Source organism: Bacillus sp. SH7-1, from assembly GCF_008042405.1.
Taxonomy (GTDB): Bacteria; Bacillota; Bacilli; order Bacillales; family Bacillaceae_G; genus Bacillus_A; species Bacillus_A thuringiensis_N.
Window position 1 is genome coordinate 69046 of the sequence record NZ_QNUD01000010.1, and the last position, 24421, is coordinate 93466.

Here is a 24421-nt window from a genome sequence, read left to right on the forward strand (position 1 = left end):
CACATTCCCTATAAAATCTCTTCTATTTTGTTAACTGCATCTTCTTGCATCGTTGGCAATACGTGCGAATAAGTGTCTAATGTGATTTTGATGTTACTGTGTCCTAACCGCTCAGAAATCACCTTCACGTTCACACCTTTAGCCAATAACAGCGTTGCATGTGTATGACGTAAATCGTGAAATCGAATCTTTGGCACAGCCGCTTTCTTAATCAAAGCATTTAGACCTCTTCGAACATTAGCAGGATTAATTGGTGTTCCAGAAGGAGTACACATCACCAAGTCATTGTCTTGGTATTCTTCACCTTGACTCAGCTTCTCTTTCAATACGACTGCTCTATGCTTCTTTAGCTTTGCTACTGTTGATACAGGTAATAGTATTTTTCTTAGACTTGATTTTGTCTTTCCTCCAAGCAAAAACGTCTTCCCATCATGACTTAACGTTTGGCTAATAGTCAAATGTCCCTTTTCTAAATTAACATCTTTCCACCGTAACCCTAGCAATTCACCTTGTCGCATTCCAGTCACAAAAGCCATATGAAAGACAATAGAATACCTGCTATCCTGCGCAGCTTTTAAGAACAACTGTACTTCATGTTCATTCCACACAGTTAACTCTTCCTTATCAGCTTTAGGCAACTTTGTTTTGACTGCAACATTTTTACTTATTAACTCTAAATCAATTGCATGTTCAAGAGAATTCCGAATGACTTTGATTATCTTCTCGATTGTCCCTCGCTTTAATCCCTCATCTCGCAGTGAATTGACATAGTTTTGCATATGCAATGATGTTAACTTAGCTAGTTTGATATTGCCTAGAGAAGGAATGATGCGACTGTTTAGATACCCTTTCAACACTTTTGCTGTTTGAATACCCACACTGTGCTTCTTCGTATTAAACCAACTCTCAAGATATTCACTATAAAGTAGCTTACTAGGTTCTACATATGTCCCAGTATGAACTTCTGAAAGTATCATTGTTAAAGCATTTTCTGCTTCTTTTTTAGTAATGAATCCCCTTTTCTTTTTTTGCTTTCTTTTACCTGTTAAAGGGTCAATACCAATATCTACAATATAAAAATACTTTCCTGTTTTATTATCTTTTTTGACGCTTCCATTCATCGTTAAGAGCCTCCTTGAAGTCCTTAACTGTGCTGTATATGGTAATTTTATTATATACTTGAATTTTACGTCATACTAGTATAAAAGCAACTGAGCGTTATCTGCATATGTTCTCTAATGAATTAAAGGAAAATAATAAGAAGTTTAATCCCCTAAATAAGATATATTAGGCATTTATTTGCGGCTGTTTGTACACTCTCTACAGAACGCTAATACCTAACGGCATTAATCCTTTGACGACCGTATTAGTGAATAAGAAACATCCTCATAAGACTGTGAATAAAGGTTTTCTTTAACTATAATTTAGATTTCCGCTTAACCTGTCGACTTACGTATTAAAATACTGTTTCAAAGATGTAAGTTTGTGAAAAAGGCAAAAAATTAAGACCTTTCATTAATACTAGAAAGGTCAATTTGAATGCTGTCATTAATTCATACCTAGCTTATAAATTATAATGCCTGTTATGACACCACTTATTATTCCTGCCAAGATGCCAACAATCAGTGGATTTGTAGAAATGCTTTTGAACCATCTGCTAAACCTTTTCTTATCATTAACAAGTTCTTTGTAGGTATCAGACCTTTTCATAGCAGCTACTATGGAAGGATGGTTTTTATGCCATTGTTGGTTAAGAAAGTCTCTATCATCATCAGTTAGTTTAAACCTACTGTATAAGTCAGGTCTACCAGCCTGATTATCTATATTCCATTTTTCAGCAGGAGAGTTAACATAATATAACATAACAGAAACAAAAGCTTCTCCTACTTTAAGCTCAATATCTTGACCTGTATTATTACTTACTGTTACCAGAGAGAGTCCATACCATTGAGGGTCTAAGGTAGTTGATATGTTGCTTAATCCTTTTGCTACCAAAGAGACTCTAGGATGATATGTACCTCCTATCCTTCTAGATACCCATATCGCCTCTTGGCTGTGTATAGACACAGTTGTGGAAGCCCTTACAATTATCTTTTTTTTATCAGATGTTACAACAGAATCCCCAGACTTAATATCCCATGCATGAGCGCTTGCAGTTAAGTTAATTGAGCTGGCTTTAATATTCTCCAAACTTAAGGGGTAGATGCTAAGTTTTTTAGTACTAACCAACTCTCTTTTTATATCAGTATTACTCAGTAACATAATAGACCTCCACATTGACAATTTACAAAAAAGACAAATTATTTAGAAATTAAATTATACCACATGTCCTAGTATTTTACATTCACAATATTGTAATAGCCTCATTGAAAGATTGTGACAGGCAGTTCATTCTTACTCTTATGTTTGATAAAGGCAATAGAATAGAAGGAAGTAAAGATTCCTAATGGTAATTCCTATTAAAATCAAAAATTTATTAGTTATTTTTATAAGAACAATTAAAAAGGTAATATATTTCTATCACTGTAAAAAGCCTTTAATGAATCAAACTGTAAGGGTGTTAAGTGTTTCATCTGTTGAGTGGTTTTAAAGCAATCTTCCCAAGTCAACCAACATATATGTTTCATTATTTTCACTAAAATTTCATGATATTCATTATCTCCAAACCGTTCTGTAAGTGTGGGTAAATCCATAGCAAGAGCCTTTGGGTCATTTTGATATTGCTTCATTTTAAAATAGTAGAGCCTACTTCCTGGGAACTTCCTGTAGCGTTCGGGAGTAACTAATATAAAATAAAAATTTTCTACATTATAATTCACTGCTTCTAATCCTACTTCAATACATCTAGCTATTTGGTTTCTTTCTGTTACATACGTTGTTTGATAGGATATATCAGAAGTATATTTGCACTCGAAGAAAATCTTCTTATCCGTGTTGACCTCTAACAAAGCATCAAAGTTAGTTTTTCCTTCTACCCTTTTCTCAGAATTACATTGTTCCCTTAGGTATTTGACTGGATTAGAAAGAGCCTGACCTCTTAATCTATCCTGCATATTCTTCGAAGGTGAAATTGCTTGCTCTAACCTTAGATTTGTATTATGTATGTTCCATGACTCGCTTGGAAAGCATTTTGTTAGAATATCGTTCCATCCATCATTTTTACTCTTGTGAATGGCTGCAAATGTATACAGTGTGATAATTGTTTCATCTTTATCAGCTTGGAGGGTACGCTTCTGACTTTTTACATTTCCTTCTTGCCCATTAACAGAATATTCATATACCCTTCGAAGAGATTCTTCTACTCTACGAATCCTCTTTTCTTTGTCGCCAACAAACAAAGACTTCAGATATTCTCTATCAAATATTAAAGTCATCCACTCTCCTCCCCCTTTTGATTACATGATTTATTAAACTTTTTATTTTAAAATGTCCACTAGCTCTTTACATCTTGAATTTTTTTCCCTATGTCATTTATGTACTTCCTCCTTATTCACACTTACAATAAATAGCTATATTTGTAGTTCTACCACTAAAATAGAATGGTCTGACAAACCATTTAGACGCTCTTGATGTGAAAAATATGATTCAAGTATGGTTTCTTTTAAAACAGGTGCAACAAAGACATGGTCAATTCGGAAGCCATTTCCCTTCGTGCTGTACCATGAGTAACCAGAAAAAGAACCGTGTGTATATCTCCAAGTATCAATCCAACCTATATCAACTAATTTTTGCATATACTGTGGTCCGACAAAAGGAGCGCCTTGTGTATCTTCTTCTAGTCCTGTATTATAGTCCCCCATTATAACAGTCCTAAAATTCCCCTGTTCTTTTGCAAAGGCATTTATTTCTTGCCAAAATTCCAGCTTCTCTTGTACATCATTGTTATTAGTTGGAATATGGACTCCAATAATATGTAATTCATATTGGGGTATTCTAATCTCTAACCAGCGCTGTCCGTTTCTGTTTTTCTTGTAAAAAGATGGAACAACCTCAAAAGGATAACGAGAAGCAAATAGTAGACTATTTTGCTTAATAGCGCCATTACTAGAAATCATATATTCATACCCATCTTCTCTTAGTAACCGCTTAATCTCTTCCCCCTTTTCTCCTTCCCAGTATTCTGTTAATAAGAGTACATCTGGTGAATGTTTACTTAGTTGCTCTACAATCCTTGGGATGCGCTTCACTGAACCACCTTGTCTTATATTCCAAGTTAACAATTTCAAACCAACACTCCTTTCACCAATTACGTTAATGATTAATAAATTTAAGATGAATGGGTACTCTAGCGTGTATCAAAGTACAATATTCATGCCGTCCTATCCATGTTTTTTGTTCATTCTGTAATTACCCTTCGGGGTTAAGCGAACTTTTCCTACATTAATATTTTATCAAATTCTGTCTCCTTTAATATACCTAACTCCCTTTATTTTAAGATGTTAAGCAAAGTTGATTACCACCAAAATTCGGAAGATATAGAACCTGTTCCCATATAAACAGAAAAAGCAGGAAAATAACAGGTCAATTCACTTTGTAATTGATATTAAAAAGAACTTGATGAGGTTTCCAAGTTCTTTATCATTTGTTGTGTAACAAAAGCCCCCTCTGTTAATTAAAGAAGATATTTTAGTTTGAGTTTCTAATTTCTTCTACAACGAAGGAGGGGTTGGAAGAACAGTTCCACATTATGGTAAAATAATAGGGTCATAGAATGATAGAACGGAGGTATCATATATAATGGATTACAATAGACTGATGAGAGAAACACCTAAAGGTTATTCAAGACTTGATGATGAAAGTTTTCAAGAATTAGTCCAGTTAGATATTAAAAACAAACTGAATGAACAATCAGCACAACAATTAAGAAAAAATGAAGACTCCGTGGCGAAATGGTTAAAGGAGCTGAAAGCCTTGCACGCTGACCTTTTAGCTCAGTTTATACGGCGAAAAAATGAAGACGATGAATACAAGGCTGAATTGAAATTACGTTACGATGAAAAAGAATTTACTAAGAGGTGGGCAACACGAAAAGCCGAAACTAGCCGTTGGAAGAAAAACGTGGGAAGATATAAAGAAAATTTAGAATTGAGATTGAACGAAGCAAAAGAATTAAACAGTAAATTTAAGCAACCACAACCCATGAAGAAGTCTGATGCCAGCCTTGAACGTGTAAAACTAAAGAAGGCTATTGCGGAAATTGCGGATTTGATGCGTCATGAACAATCTTTTGATGAATTTGAAAAAAATCGCAAAAAAGTCCTTTCAATCATTGAACGTGCGGTTGGAAAATCAATAAGCGAGATGTTCGATAACCAAGACCGTAAAGAAAAAAGAAATGCAGCAAAAGTCCAATAATCATTACACTGAACCGTTATTTATCCATAACGGTTTTTTATAATTGTTTCTGAATAGGCTTATGTAATGATTATTTGAATGTTGCTTCATGAAACTATTCTGCTTCGTTAGTAAAAAACGTTCCTACTTATTATAGAAATACACCTACAGTTTAAATACATTCCTTCACAATCAAATAACTTTATCAGATGAAATATGAAATGGGGGAATTAATCCCCCCCTTAACTTTATTAAGCCAGAATAAAGTTTCAGTTATTAAGAAGCTTTTTGTGAAAACTCCCTAGCAATGTCTGGTAACCTCGAGATTAAGTATCCTGTTGGATTATCTGCGCCACTTGCTTTAAAACCAATTGCATCAAGAGCTTGAACAAGAATGTCTTTACCAAACTCCTTGTATACATTATTAACTACACCAACAGAGCGAGCATTTAATTCATAAGTAGTATCTCCTAGGATTTCACCATTAAAATATATATGAATTAAAAGATTGTATACATCTTCATCTTTTGCAAATCGATGAGCATAAAACATCTCTTCAATTTCATCATCGTATAGCGGAACGATGATATCATAATCATCATGTTTAATAGCACATTTGGCTCTAGCATCAAGTTTACCATATGCTTTAGCCGTCTTAACTGCCATTTTAACCTGTTCAGAATCACCAAACATGGAGTAAATAAGATGTTCTTTCTTCTTGCCTTCACCAAACTCAAATGTAAGCTTTTCAAAGTAGATAACCTCAAGTTCCTTAAGACCATTAATCAGTTGAAATAACCTAGCTTTTCTGATTTTAAGTTCTTTTGTAAGCTTATCAGTAGAATGCCAACAAATCTGTAATACTTCATCTCTTCGTTCAATGTTACGGCTTAACAACAACACGATTGCCATCATATCTTCTCTCTCAAGTTCAGATGCATTTATCATAGTCATATCAACATATTCAGCCTTAAGTAATGTATAGTTATCTTCTGATAATGATTCTTCTGCAACGATATACATAAAGTCATTCTTATTTAAAGAGTCAATATCAGCCTCATTCTTCAATGTGATTTCTGAGTACACCTTAATTAATTTCATCTCTACAAGTATTTTTAATGAATTTCTAACTGATTTGATGTTCGCTGCTACAGGTTTCTTCCCTAATAATTCTAAAATAAACGATATTGGCGTTGGTACACATAATCTCTCAATATTCCATCTCAACGCATATGTGTATATAAACAATGCTCTTTTATCATTTTGTTCAAGCAGCTTTGTTATAACGTGATTATCAAGTTTAATATTGTGTTCAAATTTGGTTTCCATAAATTTGTTACTCCTCTAAATTTAGTTTTTTTATGCTGAAAAAGTCGACTGTCTTAGCGATGGTCGCTTTATCTCTATTATACTAAATCGGGGTTGAACCCCTTGAAAGAGCAATGTTTTCTTGATGTTTCAAACATTTTTAGAAGAAATTGAAATCATGAGTTTTAGCAGTAAAATGCTGCTGTTTCTCAATATCCACTTCTAATTGGTCGTGTCAAGGTTTTTTTAAAAAATATTATTTTCTCATTATTTCCTTCACATGCTTCATCTCTTAAAAAACTCTATCAATTCCCTATTTGTTTACTAAACATGATAAAAGCGTTTCAAAATGTGAAACTACCGTTGACTAGACCTCTTTTTAAGTCGACGTAGATTAATATGCTTTATTTAATTTTAATTCAAAAACATTTCAGTATATTTTGATTGTAAAATCTGAGAACTAGGCATTTCTCTTCAGACAGACTTATCCCTCATAGTTCATTTTTAAGACTAAAGGGAACTATAATAATATAAAATTGTGTTATCATTCTTTTTTAAAAAACAAACAACAAAAAAGATTATTATGGTTCCGTTAAGTTCATTTTTTAAACTAAAAGGAACAATAATTAGACAACTGTACTTTCTGGGACGTCCATATATAAGCTAGATAGAAACCCAAAGCACAAACTATCTTTGAGTTCCCTGCTTCCAAAAAGCCTTTATGGTTTACTCATGTATGTAACCATTAACATTTCACTTTTCAATTTTGATATAAAATTAATTTATGGCTTATCGTCATTCTAGAGGAAAATTAATGCTAACCCCCGCTCATCCCCGTATATAGGTCGTCTTTTATCCGTCTCGTATCGGAATTTTTCACATCGTATTGGTGTGTATGTAGGTGCTACCCTCTCTTTCCCTAACAAGGCTACTATTAAACGTGGAAAACACCCCCCTCCCCTCTTCAGCACTTATATGACACACCCCTCCGACTACTTATAACGCTCTCAATTGCGCTGATGCATACACAACAACGTCTAGCAAAAATTATAAATGTTATTACAGTTGCCATAACATACTTCTATCCTTAAAATGATGATATACATGGGAAGGAGTTATAACATGCCGACTTTTCAATATGGAACTACAGCTATTGAGTATACCATCGAGTATGTCGACGATAAAAAAGACGTATCTATTATTGTTGAATGGATGGAAGATATTCGGCTCATAGCCCCTACGGGGATTACTGACGAACAGATTGAGGAAATTATACGAAAGAAAGCACCTACTATCTTCCAGAAGCTAAAAGAGGTGAATGAGATAACTGAACCTCCTTTCCCAAAGGAATTTGTTAGCGGTGAGAAATTTGCTTATTTAGGACGAAACTATCGATTAAAAGTATATAGAGAAGAAGGTCTACAAAAAGTTCAGCTGAATTTTGTAAGAGGAAAATTCATCGCAACCGTTCCAGTTGGAATAGACGAAAAGGAGAAGAGACAGCAATTGCTAGACTTGTTCAAATCTTGGTATCTTGAACACGGTAAAGCGAAGGTACAGTCACGTTTAAAGCTCTATTGTGCTAAGATGGGTGTTACACCTAATGATGTGCAACTAAAGGAGCAGAGAATGCGTTGGGGTTCTTGTACATCTGAGGGTAACATTTATTTAAACTGGAGAATTATCATGTCACCAATGTCCATTGTAGACTACGTACTCGTACATGAATTGGCACATTTAAGATATATGAATCACAGTAATGACTACTGGAACTTTGTACGTTCTATCCTACCCGACTATGAACAACGTAAAGATTGGTTACGTTTAAACGGACCTACTTTAACACTGGAATAGAGGGAAAGCCATCTCAAGCAAGATGGCTTTTTTCATTATCATTTTTATTTCTTATAATGTACCGTTGCTAAGTCAATCAATTGCTGTGTTAAACTCTCCAACTTTTCTTTTGGACAAGGACTTACACGGAGTTGCTTCTTAATCTTCTTTCGCATTTCACGTTTTACATCTTCTTTAGTCGTCCATTCCACTATATTTGCTTCCTGCTGAATAATGTCCGTTATAAAATGCGTTAATGCTTTCAAATCCTCTACATCATCATATGGAGGCATTTCTTTCTCTAGCATTTGATAAAACGGATATTGCTCACGAGTAAAGCCATGCTCTTCACCTTTTTGTGCTGTATTCCGCATATCATTCACCATATTACGATATTCTTCCAACAATTCATCGATATCCATCTGACGTTCTCTTCGTCTTTGAAGGAGTTCCTCCAGCCGTTCTCTTAGGGAAGTATAATACACTGGGTTTTCCTCCAGCTTAACTCGAATCTCATGGCGAATAGCATGTTCCATTTCAGCCGCTTTACCTTCTGGTGTCTTCGCTTCCTCTATCTGTTTTTCAAATCGATTCGAAAGAATATCAATTGGTTCGTTAACAACATCAATACCTACCGCTGCAAGATGCTCCTCTATAAGCTGCTTTACCTTTTCCCCACAATCACTAATATCCATCCCATCGACACGATAGCGAGATTTTGCTGCTTGCCGTACTTTACCTAGAAATTTTAAATCCGCTATGTAATCATGTGCTTTAGGACTAGGCATTACCATATCCATGCTTTCTGAAAAACGTTTAAATGCTGTATCAAATTCATTTCGTACGTCTTCTGGTTCTAACACTTGTAAGCATGCTTCTAGATTATCTGTCGAGATATAGTCGAAAAAGCGCATCGCAGAACGATGACGAGACTGTAATTTTGGTATCTCAGTATCAACATTTTGTAATGCACCTTGTATATCTTCCTTATTGAAGATATTAAGTGCTTGCTCTAGGAATCTAGAAACGCCATAGTAATCCACAATTAAACCATAAGTTTTTTTATCATATGTACGATTTGTACGAGCAATGGCTTGTAGAAGATTATGTTCTTTAATTGGCTTGTCTAAATACATAACCTGTTCGATTGGAGCATCAAAGCCTGTCAACAGCTTGTCACACACGATTAAGAAACACAACTTATCCTCTGACATTGGCTTCTTGAAACAAGCAATCACATCTCTTTCTTCATCTTTTGACAAATGATGTGTTTGAAGATGTTCCTTATCATTATGCCCCGCTGACATAATAACCTTGGATTCATAATTACTCAACTCGTCCAACATCTCTTTATACATAACTGCTGCTTCACGGCTAATCGCTACAATTTGTGCCTTGAACCCATTTGGCTGAATATGTGTTTCATAATGTTCAATTATATCTAGCACAATACGTTTAACTCGTTTTTGAGACGAAATAATCGCTTGTTCTGTTGCATACTTCTTCTTAATACGTTCTCGGTCTTCTTCACTGTACTCACGGAATTGTCGTTCAAACAGTTCGTCTAACGAATCTCCTTGTACATGTAAGTCAGCTATTCTTGCTTCATAAAAAATAGGTACTGTTGCCCCATCTTCTACCGCTTGTTCAATAGTATATTTATCTATGTATGGTCCGAATGTACGCTTAGTACTCTTATCTTCTTTATCAATTGGTGTACCTGTAAATGCTAAATAGCAAGCATTTGGCATAGCACTTTTCATTGCGGTCGCTAATCCACCATATTGTGAACGATGAGATTCATCAATCATGACAAAAATATTCTCAGCAGTAGACAGGTTCTTAAATTCCTTTGTCTCTACATCCTCTCGGAACTTCTGTACCAATGTCATGATTGTCGAACCTACACCTTGTTGAAGCAGTTGCCGTAATTGTGCAACTGACTCTGCCTGTTGCGGATTTGGGAAGCCACATCGACGGAATGTGTTTGTGATTTGGTCATCCAAGTCTTTACGGTCTGTCACAACAACGATAGTAGGATTCTTAAGTTCTTTAATCCGTCGTAACTTGACAGCAAGATACACCATCGTTAAAGATTTTCCGCTTCCTTGCGTATGCCACACAACACCGCCACGTTGCGTTTTATCCTCTGCACGTAAAATACGGTCAATTGCTTTATTTACTGCACGGAACTGCTGGTAACGGGTAAGTTTTTTTATCGTACGCCCTTCTACTGGCTCGTATACTATGAAGTTACGAATTAAATCTAGTAGACTCTCTTTTGTTAACATTCCGGCTGTTAAAATATCTTGTGGTGTTGGAGAAACCCCTATTTCTGCGACTGTTTTTGGATATGGGTCTTTCCATTCACCGTAGTGTTGCGCTTTTGCTCCAATTGTTCCTACTTTGGCACGGTCATTACTTGTGACAATCATAAATTGGTTATAATGAAATAACTGCTCATGTTTGTTTTGATATCGCTGTAACTGTCGTACTCCTTCACCAATTTGTTCATCTGGTGACAGCATGGGACTTTTGCATTCAACAATAACTAGCGGTAATCCATTTATAAAAATAATAAGGTCAGGGCGAATATTACCTTGAGCGTTACTAATGGTAAATTGGTCTACTACTAGAAACTCGTTACTTTCTGGTCTTTCCAAATCAATAAGTTTTACTGTTTGATTCTTCTTCCCTTTACCAAGGTCTTGTTGAACAGAAATCATGTTGACTATCATTTCATGAAATCTTTGGTTTGCTTCCATTAAACTTGTTGATTCAATATGTGTAATAGAACGCATAACCTTTGCTAGATTGGTATTAGAAATCCAGGGGTTTAATCGTAAAATGGCTTTATTTAAGCGTTCTTTTAGTACGATTTCACCTCTTGATTCTCTTTCTGAATCAAGAGAAGAGCCATGAATATATTCATAGCTCAGTTCTTGCAATTGTGTAATCATGCGATTCTCTACAAGCTGTTTCTCGTTCCATCTTATAGATGAAGTCATACTTGTGTCACCTCATCTTCATCGACCTTCACACGGACTTTTCCTGTAAGAAGAGATTGCATTAAACCCCTCTTTATCTTATTTAAAGTGGCTAAATACATCTGTTCGTTTTCACTTCTTTGAACTAATTGCAAAAGTATATTCACAATCTCTTCTTGTTCTCTTCTTGGTGGTAAAGGTATTAATAACTGCTTAATATCTGAGACATTAATTCTCTTTACAGTAGTTCCCAAGGAAGCTAATAATACCTGCTTAAATACGATATCAGCATTTAGTGCAAAATGCAGGAATTCCCCTAGAATCTCAAGGGGTGAAATCACTACAACCCTCTGACCAATGCTAAATCTTTCATCCGTGTTGACATAACTCGCCACGCCAAAGGACCCTTCCCTTCCATAAATAATATCTCCCTTTTTAGGAGTGTATTTATCCGTTAATTTAAAGTAATCCTCTTCGCTAGTGTAATATGAACCATCTAAAATTAAATCTGTTGCTGTCAGATTATTAGTTCTAACTATTGGTATGCCCGTTTCACAGTATTGAGGTGTGTAATGCTTACAGTCTATAATCTTTGCTATGTTGTTAAGCTTTTCTACAGACCAGCTCACAGGAATCTCACCAATCTCCGTTTTCTTGAATCTTGTATGCCCAATTCCTTTTGTAAAAAGCTGCTGCATTAATCCTTTTTTTACTTTTTCTGTTTGCTCAATGATAGCTTCTGTTTTTTCAATAGTTTCATCGACAGTAGAAAGGATAGATGCTATTTTACTTTGTTCGTGTAAATTTGGAAATCTAATTCGAAGTTTACCTAACTCCCCTAAATAAATTCCCGCTTGTGCAGTTACATTGCTCCTAGACTTCAACTGATTTTGGAAATTAGAAGACTCCATGTAGTACCTTAAATATCTAGGGGTTACTAAATCAATGTTAGTTCTTAAAATTGCCACACTACGTTGAACAGTAAATTTTGTATCCAGTTTAGGCACTTCAGCTACTCTTCCAAGAGTTCCCACAATAGTGAGTAAAACATCTTCTTCTTGGATTTCGTAATTTTTGTGCATTTGTTTGTATTCTACTTCCTTAATGAAGGAGACATTTTCATCAAAGATTATCTTTCCGTCTTGAATATTTACAGCGCTTAACAGAGGAATCCCTATTTCACTCCTCTTAGGAGGGTTATGAGTTCCATCCTTTAATAGGACGAGTAATGTATTTAATGGAGATTCACTCCAATTACAATTGGGTTTTTCAGCATTTAAATTATTCACCATATCCTAACTCCTTTAAATACCCGTACATAGTAGCTCCAATCTCCTCACGTTCTTTTTCTAGTTTACGAAGTTCAAATAATGCAGCTGCTACATCAATCTGTTCTTCCTCTTCTATCGTATCAATATAACGTGCTATGTTTAAGTTGTAATCATTTTCACGAATTTCTTCGATATTTACAGGACGACAATACTTCTCTACCTCTTCATATTTGTCGTATGCCGCTACAATCTTTTCAATATCTTGGTCACGTAGTGTATTTTGATTCTTGCTTTCTTGATAGTCTTGAGAACTATCTAGGAAGAAGATTTTATTTTTACGCTCTTCCGTCTTATTACGGTTCAGAATAAGGATGCCTGCTGGAATACCTGTACCATAGAACAAGTTTGAGGGTAATCCAATAACTGCTTCGATTAAGTCCTCTTCAATAATTCCCTTACGAATTTTCCCCTCTGCTCCTCCACGAAATAGAACACCGTGAGGCATAACGACTCCAGCTTTTCCTTCATAATTTAATGTTGCAATCATGTGCTGAATAAATGCATAGTCCCCTGCCGTTTTTGGTGGCAATCCAAAGCGAAAACGACCATATTCATCACTTTCTGCTTCCTCACGTCCCCAGTTCTTTAAACTAAATGGTGGATTAGCAATAACACGGTCATACAGAATAGGTTCGCCTTCTTCTAGCAATTTTGGCTCACGAATTGTATCTCCCTTTTCAATACGATGGTCACTTAATCCATGTAATAGAAGATTCATCTTACAAATTGCCCATGTATTAAGATTCCGTTCCTGCCCATGTAACACAAGGTTACGTGGATTTCCACCTTTTTCTTTAATGTAATCTACAGATTGGATAAGCATACCACCAGAACCCGCTGTTGGGTCACATACACGCATTCCTTCTTCTGGCTTAATCAGTTTCACGATAAGTTCTACTACTTTACTTGGTGTGTAGAATTCCCCACCCTTTTTCCCAGCATCATCAGCAAATTGCTTAATAAGGTACTCATACGCACGTCCAAGCATATCTGGCTCAGATAAGCTTGCATTGCTTAATGAGATTGCAGAGAAATGCTGTATCAATTGCAATAAAAGTCTGTCAGGTAACTTCTCTTTATCATTAAAGTCGATTGTTACTAATACACCTTGTAACGATGGGTTTTCTTCTTCTAACTTCTCAAATGCTTTGTTGATAGAGTTACCAATGTCTTGCGTCTTGGAACGAATATCTTCCCATCTTGCACCTTCTGGAACGAAGAACTGATGCTCATCACGGTCATACCATCCGTAGTCATCTTGTTCCTCTTCTTCAATACGTTTTGCTGTTTCCACAAATACATCATTTAGACGCTTTAGGAACAGTAAACCAAATATGTAATTTTTATAATCAGAGGAATCAATACTTCCTCGCATTATGTTCGCAGATTCCCATAAATGGGATTCCAGTTGTTGTAATGTTAATTTCTCCATGTTCTTTCCTCCATCTGAATTACATCTATATCCATGCATGTTATTGAATAAGGTTGTCTATCTTCTACTATAACAAAATCCCCCCCTAACAACTAGTTTCTTCCCTATGTATATCCAAACATACAACTTCTAAACCACCGCAAAATTACTATCATAATTCTTAGCCTCAGTAACTAATAAAAGCAACATTTTATGTTGAATTTCATACTAAGAATCCTTCCCTTTCCATAAATAAGAGAGGTGCAATATGTGGAAATATATTCTCCTATATCAAAAAGAGAGATTGATTTCCACATCTTCTTTTAAGAATATTATATTAATGATACAATACGCATATAATAACAAAAGAACCCGATGCGCTAACATCGAGTTCCTCGTACAACTAATCAGCAGAGTGGTTAGTTACCTAATTCAATTATTTGGAATCAGAAGAAGAACCATCGGCTTGGTCGGCAGAGTGGTTCTTTTTCTTTTCTCAAGTTCTAATGTAACAATCCCTACCAAAGCAAAAATCCCACCGAAAATCAGTGTATTTCCCGATAACAAAACGATTATCTCTTACCATTATACAGACAGTTAAGAACATATTTTTGTGGTCACCAACTGGTCACAGAATATGCAATAACCATTGCTTTTTCAATAGAATTTCATTTATACAAACCCGTGAGAATGCCTTTAAATCAACGTTTTCCCCGTAGCTCAGCAGGGAGAGCGCCACCTTGACAGGGTGGAGGTCGTGAGTTCGAGCCTCTCCGGGGTCATAAAACCTAATAGTATCAAGGATTGAGAGGGTATTCTCAAAAACTAAAACTGTGGAGTTCTCCATCAGACACCATAAGTTAACAGAGGACTACTTCTAGTCAGCAAACCAGCTGGCTCAGGGGTAGTCCTCTGTTTGTTTCCGTAAAACTGAGAAAGGACTGAAAAGAAAATGCTACTTAAGTTTGCTATGAAGGATTTCAAGGAGGAAAAAGAGTTCGCTAATCTGTCCCCCTCGTACAATTGTAGTTAGCATACGAGCTGGAAAAATCTCTGAAACTCTTAGTTTTAATCTAGACGAATTAACTGAGGAGGTAAACAATGATACGTTTAATAGATAATACCTGCCGAGCCGACTCGAACATCCTAATTTAACGATACCCTACTTAGTACTTCTATACAAAAATAAAGCAAGGATTTCTCCCTGCTTCTGTTATTTTCTTTTATTGAGAAGATTAGCCACCAATATTCTTATCTGCCATTCTATACAATTTATATCTATTTTGCCCTCTTCTTTTTTCGATTTCTAAATATAATCTCTAACGCTACTACTGTGATGAATCCAACAGTTAGTTGTATGCCTGTAAATAGCAACTTATCATTTAGCGGAATATCAGGTGCACTCCACAGCAGCACTGGAGGAACAAGTATGCCAATGATTACAATAGTTCTCATTATCTTTCCCATTTTGTTTCCCCTATCGTATTTTTAAAATCTATATGTATTTTCCAACTAACCTATAATTCTACTAATTCCTCACGTAGAATCAATTCACTCTCAGTCATATACCCTCTATGCATTTCCTCTACAATCTTATCGTGATTAAAACATAATACTTTTTCATCCCCAAGATAGCCAACTGGGTAAGGAACACCTACGTAATCAAAATCACGTTTATCTGCTGATACAACCATTCTTCCAATAATCATTACAATTTGTTCTATATCTTCTAGCTTAACTACTGTTCCGATTGGTAAAAGTTTCATAGTTATTCTCCTTTTCTTTTCTTTTTAATAATGTAGTCTATTAAAGTAAGTCCACCTAAACCGATTGCACCATAAACAAGCATGCCGAATGTATGTACCATCTTTTCTTTTAATGAAAATGGAGCTATTAGCCCTGCAATGATTACAATTACAATTGCTATCATCATTACGATTCTCGCAATTTTTATCATCATACTACTCCTTTGTATTCTTCTCAAATTTAGCAAAAAAACCTCCGCCATGAGCTTTACCAAAGTATGCACCCATCTCTTGACCGAGGTGTATTTTAGCCCCTCCAGTACCAAACCCATATTCTAAACGAACTGTTAAATCATGATCCTTAAAAAATGGGATAAAGTCTGGAATATCAATTTTTTCAAATAAAGCTTCATATTTCTGTGCTGTAACTTCCGCTCCTAACTGAAAAGTATACTCATCTATTCCAACAACAGCAGATGCATCTGCAAACTTTTGTGTAACTGTTGCTTTTTCTGCAAAACCGCTATTTATTTCTTTTTCTATTGAGTCCTCAAAAAGAGAAGCACCAACTTTAAACCCTACTAACCCCCCTCCTGCAACATCACTAATAAATGTCTTTTCGTCCATTGGAACACTGGTCTCTAAGGAGCCATTTCCCCCTTTAAAAGTAAGCTTTGTTCCTTTCGAAATCTCATATTCACCTTTTATCAATGAACCTTCTGCTTTCATTCCCACTCGATTTCCTTCTGCTAATTTAAAATCACCTGTTAAAGTTTCGTAATCCCCTTTAAAAGGCTTCCCAGTTAAAATACTGGAAGCCAACGCAATAGCAACATCCATGTTATCTACTTGTTCAAATTTATTAGCAGAATCAAGAAGAAACTTCTCAAGTGGCTCCAATATGATTATAAATTGTGCCATCTTAAAGGATGAATCACGGAAATCCGTATTAAATTTCATATAGGTTGAGCCCAACCAATTACTAGAAATCATATCAATATCTCGTTTTAGTCGCTCCTGTGTTGCAGTTGCATTTGTGATAGTTGACCTAATATTCCCTGCCACTTTTCGCAACTGTTCAGGAGTAACTTTTATATCCCCCATAGCCATTCCCCTTTTAAATATTTATATAGAATATTTTACCACAACAGAGTTTTCGCAACTATGAATATTTTATATAATCTTAAAAATCCGAAGTCTTTTTCTCCTCAGGGTTACCCTTATGGCACTTTGAAATTATAACTTATGCATTCGTGCTAACTCTGTAATATAACCTACTTTTTTTATCTTTTTAATAATAATTTCTGCCTGTCCAAATGTTCTTTGATTTATTTCTTCTCTTATTTTCTTCAATATTTCTCCCGTTCCATCTGGTCCTCTCACATCTATCACGACAGTCCGGTGTGAACCTTCGGGCAAATGTTTCAATCTATCTTCAAACTGTTTTACTACAATATTTATTAATGAACGTCTACCACTAGATGTCATAACATTGTAGTTTTTAACTTCTATTAAAACAGTAAACATTTTGGTTTTACTTCACTAAATCTCTGATAAAATTGTTATCTACTCGCTCCATTCCATTGTGTAGCGATATTCTTAATTTGATTGCATAGGTCATTATGTAAATATTCTAAGAAGTGCCTGATGTTACTTACTGTCTTTGCAGTCTGTTCTAACCGTTCAGACGTTACTTTTATCTATACCATTCCTTCTTTACATATTGATTTATATGTTTCTTCATTATAAATATCAAAATAAAAAAACCAGCAACTTTAAAATTACTGGTTTATCTCTTATTCATATTCGAAAACACAATAACAATTGCTCCAAGCACATAATGCCCCGCTACCATCCACATACTCCGATCAAAGATCATAAGCGATAACCAAAGCGATATATTAATAGCAGCAAATAATAAGTATAAAATGAAGTCTCTCTTTTGTAGTGCCCCTCTATTCATTGCAATGTAAATGGCTCCAATAGGAGGAAGGATAAAACAAAGGAAAAAAACAAACATTTTTCTTAACGACCATGGATATGAAGTTACTGTCTGCATAGGAATCTCCTTTTCATTTTATAGTACTTTTAACATTGGTCTCACTATTCTATATTCGTCACTATAAGGCTCCTTTATGGTTAAAGGTGAGTGAAGATCTTTTGCTTCTTCTATCATTGTGAATACTTCTGTTTTTTCTTGTAATATGTTGGATTCACTATTTTTAGTAGGTTTTTTACTTGTTTCAATTTTCTTTGTCACTTCTCCGAGCCTTTGCCCCACTTTTTCAGTTTTAGCAGGTTCATTCGTTACGTAGTATTCCTGCCCCTCCCATACTAACATAGGTGGCACTTGTTCTCGTTTGTTACATATTATATAAGTAGCACTAGCTACAAGTAGTAGACATGTTAATAAAAAGAAGATAGTTTTTTTATTCATATACTATTCTCCCTATCCATCATTTTATTAAATTATATAATACAGATTATATGTAGTAAATGGATTTAGTGGGAATTTTCGGATTTTTAACCAAAAAGAAAAACCTTACCAAAGTAAGGTTCCGTTTTTAAATTCTATAGTGACTGATTTATTAAAACGATCATGACGATAATCGCTATAAACATAACAACTAAACAGCCGATCATTTTATAAAATCCTCGTTTCGTTAACGTCCCACCTTGCACGTCTTTACGAATAAATAAGAATACGGCTAAAAATAATACAAGCCCAATGCCAAAAGCATACATCATTTGCATATGTTAATCTTCCTTTCTCTCTTCCATCTTAATATCTTTTTGCCAAAACAACAAACGAGATAAAGACGGTACTCATCGTGAGTGCCATAAGTATGTTCAGTAGTTCAGTTGCAGATAGTGTAATAACATTTAAGTTTAAGCCAATAGAGAAAAGAAGATAATATGCTGTTAATGCAAAAAAGGTCACGAACATCCCTTTATAACGAATGAGTTTCATGCGCTCGTCTTTTTCTTTAAATTGTGGGTGTAAATAACTTAGGCAAAAACACATAATCATCATACCAAGTAATGGATAAGTTGCTTCTGGCGGTGCCGAATGCGTCATTATACCTGTTAATATCATAAATCCACTCATAAATAGAAAAATAATCCCCATAATTACGAAGTACTTTTGTGAATAGTTCACCTTTACTCCCCCTCTTCTTTTCCTTCATAAATAAATACATGTTCTATCGTTGTCTGAAATGTTTTTGCTATTTCAAATGCTAACGGAAGTGATGGATCGTATTTTCCTTTTTCAATTGAAATGATGGTTTGTCTGGAAACGCCAAGTTTCTCAGCCAATTTTTCTTGAGATAGTCCAAATTTTTTTCGGTATTCGACCATTTTATTTTCCAAGGAAATTTCTCCCTCCTTCCTTATACCGAGTATATATGTAAAGTAAACTTTACGTCAAGCTTCCTTTACATTATTTTCAATTATTATTCACGCTATTTATATAGAAAAAACTTTTTCAATTTCAGCACGTCTATTTTGAAACAAAACACGGAACACTGTAAATAACCATTACTATATCTCTTCCTCTCTTTTTTTAAAATTTAATATCTCCCTATTTGTTTTATCCTTTTAAAATATTTCATTTATCTCTTTATTCCACGAACTGTGTTATTGGTTTTACGGTGTTTTTCGTCATATTTATAGAAACTAACTGTTTATGAAGCATTTTTTATGTTTAGCCACTTTTTTTGTAGAAATCCTTCACTTTCCTTTCGATATTTAACACTATCTAAATAAAGTTTACGATAAATTCATAATTTTTTATTTTTTATACTATATTCCGTTATATTGTTGTATAATATCAATGAAAGCGCTTATTATTTCAATATACATAATTCGAACTCTTTTTATCGAAACATTCTAATTATTATACTTATATTTACATGCAACAATTATAGTTATTCGTATAGGTATACCAAATATATCCACCCCATTTTTCTGTAAAATTACTTTATAACATGAAAGATTAACTTGGGTGATAAGTTATTGTGAATGTTTTTTTACAAAACAGATAAGTAATAGTGTTTGGTATTATGTAAATTATTGTAATAACATAAGAGTAAAGAAAAACATTTACATTGATTATTGGTTCATCAATTATTGAAAAGAGCAAAATGCACCTTTTTGTATGGAAAAAGGATTATATGCATTGGGAGGTTTAAACAAATGACGAGGAAGAATACAACGACAAACCCTTGGGCCAAGTTCCACGGTCCGAACCTTGGTTATGTTATCGAACAGTATGATCTTTACGTAACTGGAGCAGGTTCTGTTGATCCGGAATTACAAGAGCTTTTTGAAATTTTTGGAGCTCCTTCGTTTCAAGAGGATGTCGTAACAGGGGACAACACAGCTACACATTTTTCTCCTCAAAACACAGGGAACATTGAAAAAATTCTTAAAGTCGTTCAGCTTGTTGAACAGATTCGTTCTTTCGGGCATACGTTGGCTCACATCAATCCGATGGAAGATGCTGCAAATGGACAATCTCTTCTTGAGAAAGCAATGAACGAACTGAGCGATGCTGATTTGAAAGCGATTCCAGCGAAAACAGTATGGCAAGATGCACCAGAAGGTATTCACACTGCACTTGATGTAATTCATAGATTAAAAGAAGTGTATACACAATCTTTAGCTTATGAATTTTCTCATATACAAGATAGTGAAGAACGCGCGTGGTTGCATCAAATGGTGGAATCAAATTCATTGCGTCAACCACTATCAAATAAAAAACGAACTGCTCTTTTAAAACGTTTAACAGCTGTTGAAGGTTTCGAGCAATTCTTGCATAAAACATTCGTTGGGCAAAAGCGTTTCTCTATCGAGGGCGTTGATATGCTTGTACCTGTTCTAGATGAAATTGTTCTAGAAGGTGCCAAGAACGGCGTAGAAGATGTCATGATTGGTATGGCTCACCGCGGTCGTCTAAGCGTACTTGCTCACGTATTAGAAAAACCATATAGTCACATGTTTGCTGAGTTCAAACATGCAAAAATAGAAGGCGCAGTGGCAAATTCTGGCTGGACTGGCGACGTGAAATACCATTTAGGTAGAGAACAAGTCGTTGGTAACGATGAAGTTAGCACTCGCGTTACATTAGCAAATAACCCAAGTCACCTTGAGTTCGTTAACCCTGTTGTGGAAGGTTTCGCACGTGCGGCTCAAGAAAATCGTAAAAAATCTGGTCTTCCAGAACAAGATATTTCAAAATCATTCGTAATTTTAGTTCATGGTGATGCTGCATTCCCTGGTCAAGGTATTGTATCTGAGACATTGAACTTAAGCAGATTGAACGCGTATCAAACGGGCGGAACAATTCATGTTATCGCAAACAATGCAGTTGGTTTTACGACTGATAGCTATGATTCTCGTTCTACGAAATATTCAAGTGACCTTGCAAAAGGTTTCGATATTCCGATTGTTCATGTGAATGCTGATGATCCGGAAGCTTGTCTTGCTGCTGCTAAACTTGCGATTCAATATCGTACATTGTTCAAAAAAGATTTCTTAATCGATTTAATTGGTTACCGCCGCTACGGTCATAACGAAATGGATGACCCAGCAGTTACGCAACCACAAGTGTACAAAAAGATTAAAAATCACCCAACTGTAAGAGCAATTTATGCAGATCAATTACAAGCTGCTGGTGTTCTAAATGCAGATGAGATTGAAACAATTACACAGTTTACGCAAGAGCAATTAAAATCTGACTATGCACAAGTACCGCCAGCTGATACAAGCGATGCAACAATTCACGTTAAAGTACCAGATGTTGTTGCAAAAGGCATTCAGCCAATTGATACTGGTGTTGAACTTGACTCACTTCGTGCAATTAATGAAGGTCTATTATCTTGGCCAGAAGGCTTTAATGTATATCCGAAAGTGAAGAAAATTCTTGAGCGCCGTAAAGATGCTCTTGAAGAGAACGGTAAAATTGAATGGGCACTTGCTGAGTCATTAGCATTCGCTTCTATTTTACAAGAAGGTACGCCAATTCGTTTAACTGGTCAAGATTCACAGCGTGGTACATTCGCTCACCGTCATATCGTATTACACGATACTGATACAAATGAAACATATTCACCATTACATCGTTTACCAAACATCAACGCTTCATTCTCTGTTCATAACAGTCCGTTATCAGAAGCTGCTGTTGTTGGTTACGAGTATGGTTATAACGTATTCGCTCCAGAAACTCTTGTTATGTGGGAAGCGCAATATGGTGACTTCTCAAATACTGCGCAAGCATTATTTGATCAATATGTTTCAGCAGGAAGAGCAAAATGGGGGCAAAAATCTGGTTTAGTTCTTCTATTACCACACGGTTATGAAGGTCAGGGACCAGAGCACTCTAGTGCACGTCCAGAGCGCTTCTTACAGTTAGCTGCTGAGAACAACTGGACAGTTGCAAACTTAACGAGCGCGGCACAATACTTCCATATTTTACGTCGTCAAGCATCTATCTTAGGAACAGAAGCTGTTCGACCATTGGTACTGATGACGCCAAAGAGTTTATTACGTCACCCACTTACGCTTTCAACTGCTAGCCAGTTAAGCGAAGGACGTTTCCAACCTGCATTAGAACAAGAAAACCTTGGCACAAAACCAAACAAAGTAAAACGTCTTGTTTTAAGTACAGGTAAAATGGCGATTGACTTAGCAGCAGAAATCGAGTCTGGTAAGCATGAGTACAACTTAGATGAAGTTCATGTCGTTCGTATTGAACAGTTGTACCCATTCCCTGCTGAAAAAGTTCAATCTATTATTAAACGCTTTAAAAATTTAGAAGAAATTATTTGGGTTCAAGAAGAGCCTCGTAATATGGGCGCATGGCATTACATGGCTCCAATTCTGTTCGAACTAGCGGGAGATAAAGTGAAAACAGGTTACATTGGACGCCCAGATCGCTCTAGCCCATCTGGCGGCGATCCGTTCGCTCACAAAGCTGAGCAAGAACTAATTGTTGCACACGCTTTAGACGTGAAGTATAACTTCCGTCAAGATAAACAAGAAATTGAAGTTTTCAGCAACTAAAAAGTAACAATGAAGGTTTCTAGCTTGCTTTGGGCAGATATTCTGCCCAAGGTCAGGCTAACAAATGGAGATTACCGAAGACAAAAGAAGAAAAAACACACCGTTAGGCAAATAAGGGGAGGACATTTAAAATGATCGAAATTAAAGTACCTGAGCTTGCAGAATCTATTACTGAAGGAACTATCTCACAATGGCTTATCAACGTAGGCGACAAAGTTGAGAAAGGTGGCAGCGTTGTTGAGCTTGAAACTGATAAAGTCAATGTAGAAATCATTGCAGAAGATTCAGGTATTGTATCGAAATTACTAGGCGAGCCTGGGGATACAGTTGAAGTTGGCGCAACTATCGCAATTTTAGATGCAAACGGAGCACCAGTTGCAGTAAGTACACCTGCACCATTGGCTGAGCAACCAAAACAAGAAACAACAGAAGCACCGAAAGCAGCAGCTCCAAGTGCTGAGCAAACTGCAACTCTACAAGGTTTACCAAATACAAACCGTCCTATCGCATCACCAGCTGCTAGAAAAATGGCTCGTGAATTAGGAATCGACTTAAACGACGTACGCAGCACAGATCCACTTGGACGTGTGAGACCACACGATGTACAAGCTCATGCTGCAGCACCAAAAGAAGCACCAGCTGCTCCAAAAAGTCCAGCTCCTGCTCCAGTTGCAAAAACGGAATTCGAAAAACCAGTTGAGCGCGTGAAAATGTCCCGCCGCCGTCAAACAATTGCAAAACGCCTTGTAGAAGTTCAACAAACATCTGCAATGTTAACAACATTTAACGAAGTTGATATGACTGCAATCATGGAATTACGTAAAGAGCGTAAAGATGCTTTCGAGAAAAAACATGATGTACGTCTTGGCTTCATGTCATTCTTCACAAAAGCAGTTGTTGCAGCATTAAAACAATTCCCATTATTAAATGCTGAAATTCAAGGCGACGAGCTTATCATTAAAAAATTCTATGATATCGGTATTGCAGTAGCAGCTCCAGATGGATTAGTTGTTCCAGTTGTACGCGATGCTAACCAATTAAACTTCGCTGAAATCGAAAGCGAAATTCGTAATTTAGGTATGAAAGCACGCGATAACAAACTTTCATTAAAAGAACTACAAGGTGGTACATTTACAATTACAAACGGTGGTGTATTCGGTTCTCTAATGTCAACACCGATCCTAAACAGCCCACAAGTTGGTATTTTAGGAATGCACAAAATCCAAGTACGTCCAGTTGCAATTGATAACGAGCGTATGGAAAACCGTCCAATGATGTACATCGCTTTATCTTACGATCACCGTATTGTTGATGGTAAAGAAGCAGTTAGCTTCCTTGTTGCTGTTAAAGATATGCTTGAAGATCCAAAATCATTATTATTAGAAGGTTGATAGATTAATAATCTAT

General features: G+C 35.8%; 23 protein-coding genes and 1 tRNA gene. 5 read left to right on the forward strand and 19 right to left on the reverse strand.

Annotated features, from left to right (window positions below; all coding sequences use genetic code 11):
* Positions 1–8: 8 nt before the first annotated feature.
* The 4 genes from DN390_RS12130 to DN390_RS12145 all read right to left on the reverse strand — a co-directional run bounded on the left by DN390_RS12130 (position 9) and on the right by DN390_RS12145 (position 4226).
* Positions 9–1121: a tyrosine-type recombinase/integrase gene (locus DN390_RS12130; protein ID WP_147807425.1), complete on the reverse strand. Its 1113-nt coding sequence runs from the start codon at positions 1119–1121 to the stop codon at positions 9–11.
* A 427-nt stretch (positions 1122–1548) separates the two neighbouring features.
* Positions 1549–2262, reverse strand: coding sequence for a dCTP deaminase/dUTPase family protein (locus DN390_RS12135; RefSeq protein WP_097810130.1), 714 nt, complete (start codon positions 2260–2262; stop codon positions 1549–1551).
* Between the two features lie 236 nt (positions 2263–2498).
* Positions 2499–3374: a hypothetical protein gene (locus DN390_RS12140; protein WP_017672835.1), complete on the reverse strand. Its 876-nt coding sequence runs from the start codon at positions 3372–3374 to the stop codon at positions 2499–2501.
* A 135-nt stretch (positions 3375–3509) separates the two neighbouring features.
* Positions 3510–4226, reverse strand: a complete 717-nt coding sequence (locus DN390_RS12145) for an endonuclease/exonuclease/phosphatase family protein (protein ID WP_017672834.1) — start codon at positions 4224–4226, stop codon at positions 3510–3512.
* A gap of 511 nt (positions 4227–4737) precedes the next feature.
* Here DN390_RS12145 and DN390_RS12150 point away from each other — a divergent pair.
* Complete coding sequence (locus DN390_RS12150) at positions 4738–5355, forward strand: hypothetical protein (RefSeq protein WP_147807426.1); 618 nt, start codon at positions 4738–4740, stop codon at positions 5353–5355.
* A gap of 255 nt (positions 5356–5610) precedes the next feature.
* On the opposite strand, the gene DN390_RS12155 is transcribed toward DN390_RS12150, so the two are convergent.
* Positions 5611–6663, reverse strand: coding sequence for a hypothetical protein (locus DN390_RS12155; protein ID WP_097810126.1), 1053 nt, complete (start codon positions 6661–6663; stop codon positions 5611–5613).
* A 1101-nt stretch (positions 6664–7764) separates the two neighbouring features.
* On the opposite strand from DN390_RS12155, the gene DN390_RS12160 reads away from it, so the two are divergent.
* Complete coding sequence (locus tag DN390_RS12160) at positions 7765–8496, forward strand: M48 family metallopeptidase (protein WP_147807427.1); 732 nt, start codon at positions 7765–7767, stop codon at positions 8494–8496.
* Between the two features lie 44 nt (positions 8497–8540).
* On the opposite strand, the gene DN390_RS12165 is transcribed toward DN390_RS12160, so the two are convergent.
* The 3 genes from DN390_RS12165 to DN390_RS12175 are packed head-to-tail and all read right to left on the reverse strand — an operon-like array spanning position 8541 to position 14225.
* Positions 8541–11483, reverse strand: coding sequence for a type I restriction endonuclease subunit R (locus tag DN390_RS12165; protein WP_097810124.1), 2943 nt, complete (start codon positions 11481–11483; stop codon positions 8541–8543).
* Positions 11480–12754: a restriction endonuclease subunit S gene (locus tag DN390_RS12170; protein ID WP_097810123.1), complete on the reverse strand. Its 1275-nt coding sequence runs from the start codon at positions 12752–12754 to the stop codon at positions 11480–11482. The genes DN390_RS12165 and DN390_RS12170 overlap by 4 nt, the downstream gene beginning before the upstream one ends.
* Positions 12744–14225, reverse strand: a complete 1482-nt coding sequence (locus DN390_RS12175) for a type I restriction-modification system subunit M (RefSeq protein WP_097810122.1) — start codon at positions 14223–14225, stop codon at positions 12744–12746. The genes DN390_RS12170 and DN390_RS12175 overlap by 11 nt, the downstream gene beginning before the upstream one ends.
* 690 nt (positions 14226–14915) lie before the next feature.
* Here DN390_RS12175 and DN390_RS12180 point away from each other — a divergent pair.
* Positions 14916–14986 (forward strand) — tRNA-Val (locus DN390_RS12180).
* Between the two features lie 496 nt (positions 14987–15482).
* On the opposite strand, the gene DN390_RS12185 is transcribed toward DN390_RS12180, so the two are convergent.
* The 11 genes from DN390_RS12185 to DN390_RS12235 all read right to left on the reverse strand — a co-directional run bounded on the left by DN390_RS12185 (position 15483) and on the right by DN390_RS12235 (position 19321).
* Positions 15483–15671, reverse strand: coding sequence for a hypothetical protein (locus DN390_RS12185; RefSeq protein ID WP_098555463.1), 189 nt, complete (start codon positions 15669–15671; stop codon positions 15483–15485).
* Between the two features lie 50 nt (positions 15672–15721).
* On the reverse strand, positions 15722–15970 hold the full coding sequence (locus tag DN390_RS12190; RefSeq protein WP_147807428.1) for a DUF4176 domain-containing protein: 249 nt from the start codon (positions 15968–15970) through the stop codon (positions 15722–15724).
* Positions 15971–15972: 2 nt separating this feature from the next.
* Positions 15973–16161 (reverse strand): hypothetical protein, encoded by a 189-nt coding sequence (locus tag DN390_RS12195; protein ID WP_000589990.1) that lies wholly within the window; start codon positions 16159–16161, stop codon positions 15973–15975.
* Positions 16162–16165: 4 nt separating this feature from the next.
* Positions 16166–17053: a WXG100 family type VII secretion target gene (locus DN390_RS12200; protein ID WP_179955750.1), complete on the reverse strand. Its 888-nt coding sequence runs from the start codon at positions 17051–17053 to the stop codon at positions 16166–16168.
* A 132-nt stretch (positions 17054–17185) separates the two neighbouring features.
* Complete coding sequence (locus DN390_RS12205) at positions 17186–17476, reverse strand: hypothetical protein (protein ID WP_255443931.1); 291 nt, start codon at positions 17474–17476, stop codon at positions 17186–17188.
* Positions 17477–17511: 35 nt separating this feature from the next.
* Positions 17512–17649, reverse strand: a complete 138-nt coding sequence (locus tag DN390_RS31610) for a WXG100 family type VII secretion target (RefSeq protein ID WP_306475116.1) — start codon at positions 17647–17649, stop codon at positions 17512–17514.
* Positions 17650–17738: 89 nt separating this feature from the next.
* Positions 17739–18008: a hypothetical protein gene (locus tag DN390_RS12215; RefSeq protein WP_141559382.1), complete on the reverse strand. Its 270-nt coding sequence runs from the start codon at positions 18006–18008 to the stop codon at positions 17739–17741.
* 18 nt (positions 18009–18026) lie between these two features.
* Complete coding sequence (locus DN390_RS12220; RefSeq protein ID WP_060630009.1) at positions 18027–18386, reverse strand: hypothetical protein; 360 nt, start codon at positions 18384–18386, stop codon at positions 18027–18029.
* A gap of 134 nt (positions 18387–18520) precedes the next feature.
* Positions 18521–18703, reverse strand: coding sequence for a DUF3976 domain-containing protein (locus tag DN390_RS12225; protein ID WP_001178300.1), 183 nt, complete (start codon positions 18701–18703; stop codon positions 18521–18523).
* Between the two features lie 28 nt (positions 18704–18731).
* The gene (locus DN390_RS12230) at positions 18732–19109 is read right to left on the reverse strand and encodes a permease (RefSeq protein WP_147807430.1); all 378 of its coding nucleotides are present in this window, start codon (positions 19107–19109) and stop codon (positions 18732–18734) included.
* A gap of 2 nt (positions 19110–19111) precedes the next feature.
* Positions 19112–19321, reverse strand: a complete 210-nt coding sequence (locus DN390_RS12235; RefSeq protein ID WP_000428506.1) for a helix-turn-helix transcriptional regulator — start codon at positions 19319–19321, stop codon at positions 19112–19114.
* A gap of 825 nt (positions 19322–20146) precedes the next feature.
* On the opposite strand from DN390_RS12235, the gene odhA reads away from it, so the two are divergent.
* Both odhA and odhB read left to right on the forward strand, forming a co-directional pair.
* A complete protein-coding gene (gene odhA, locus DN390_RS12240) occupies positions 20147–23014 on the forward strand; it encodes a 2-oxoglutarate dehydrogenase E1 component (protein ID WP_147807431.1) in 2868 nt (955 codons plus the stop codon).
* A 131-nt stretch (positions 23015–23145) separates the two neighbouring features.
* Positions 23146–24405, forward strand: a complete 1260-nt coding sequence (gene odhB, locus DN390_RS12245) for a 2-oxoglutarate dehydrogenase complex dihydrolipoyllysine-residue succinyltransferase (protein WP_063224558.1) — start codon at positions 23146–23148, stop codon at positions 24403–24405.
* The last annotated feature ends 16 nt before the right edge of the window (positions 24406–24421 follow it).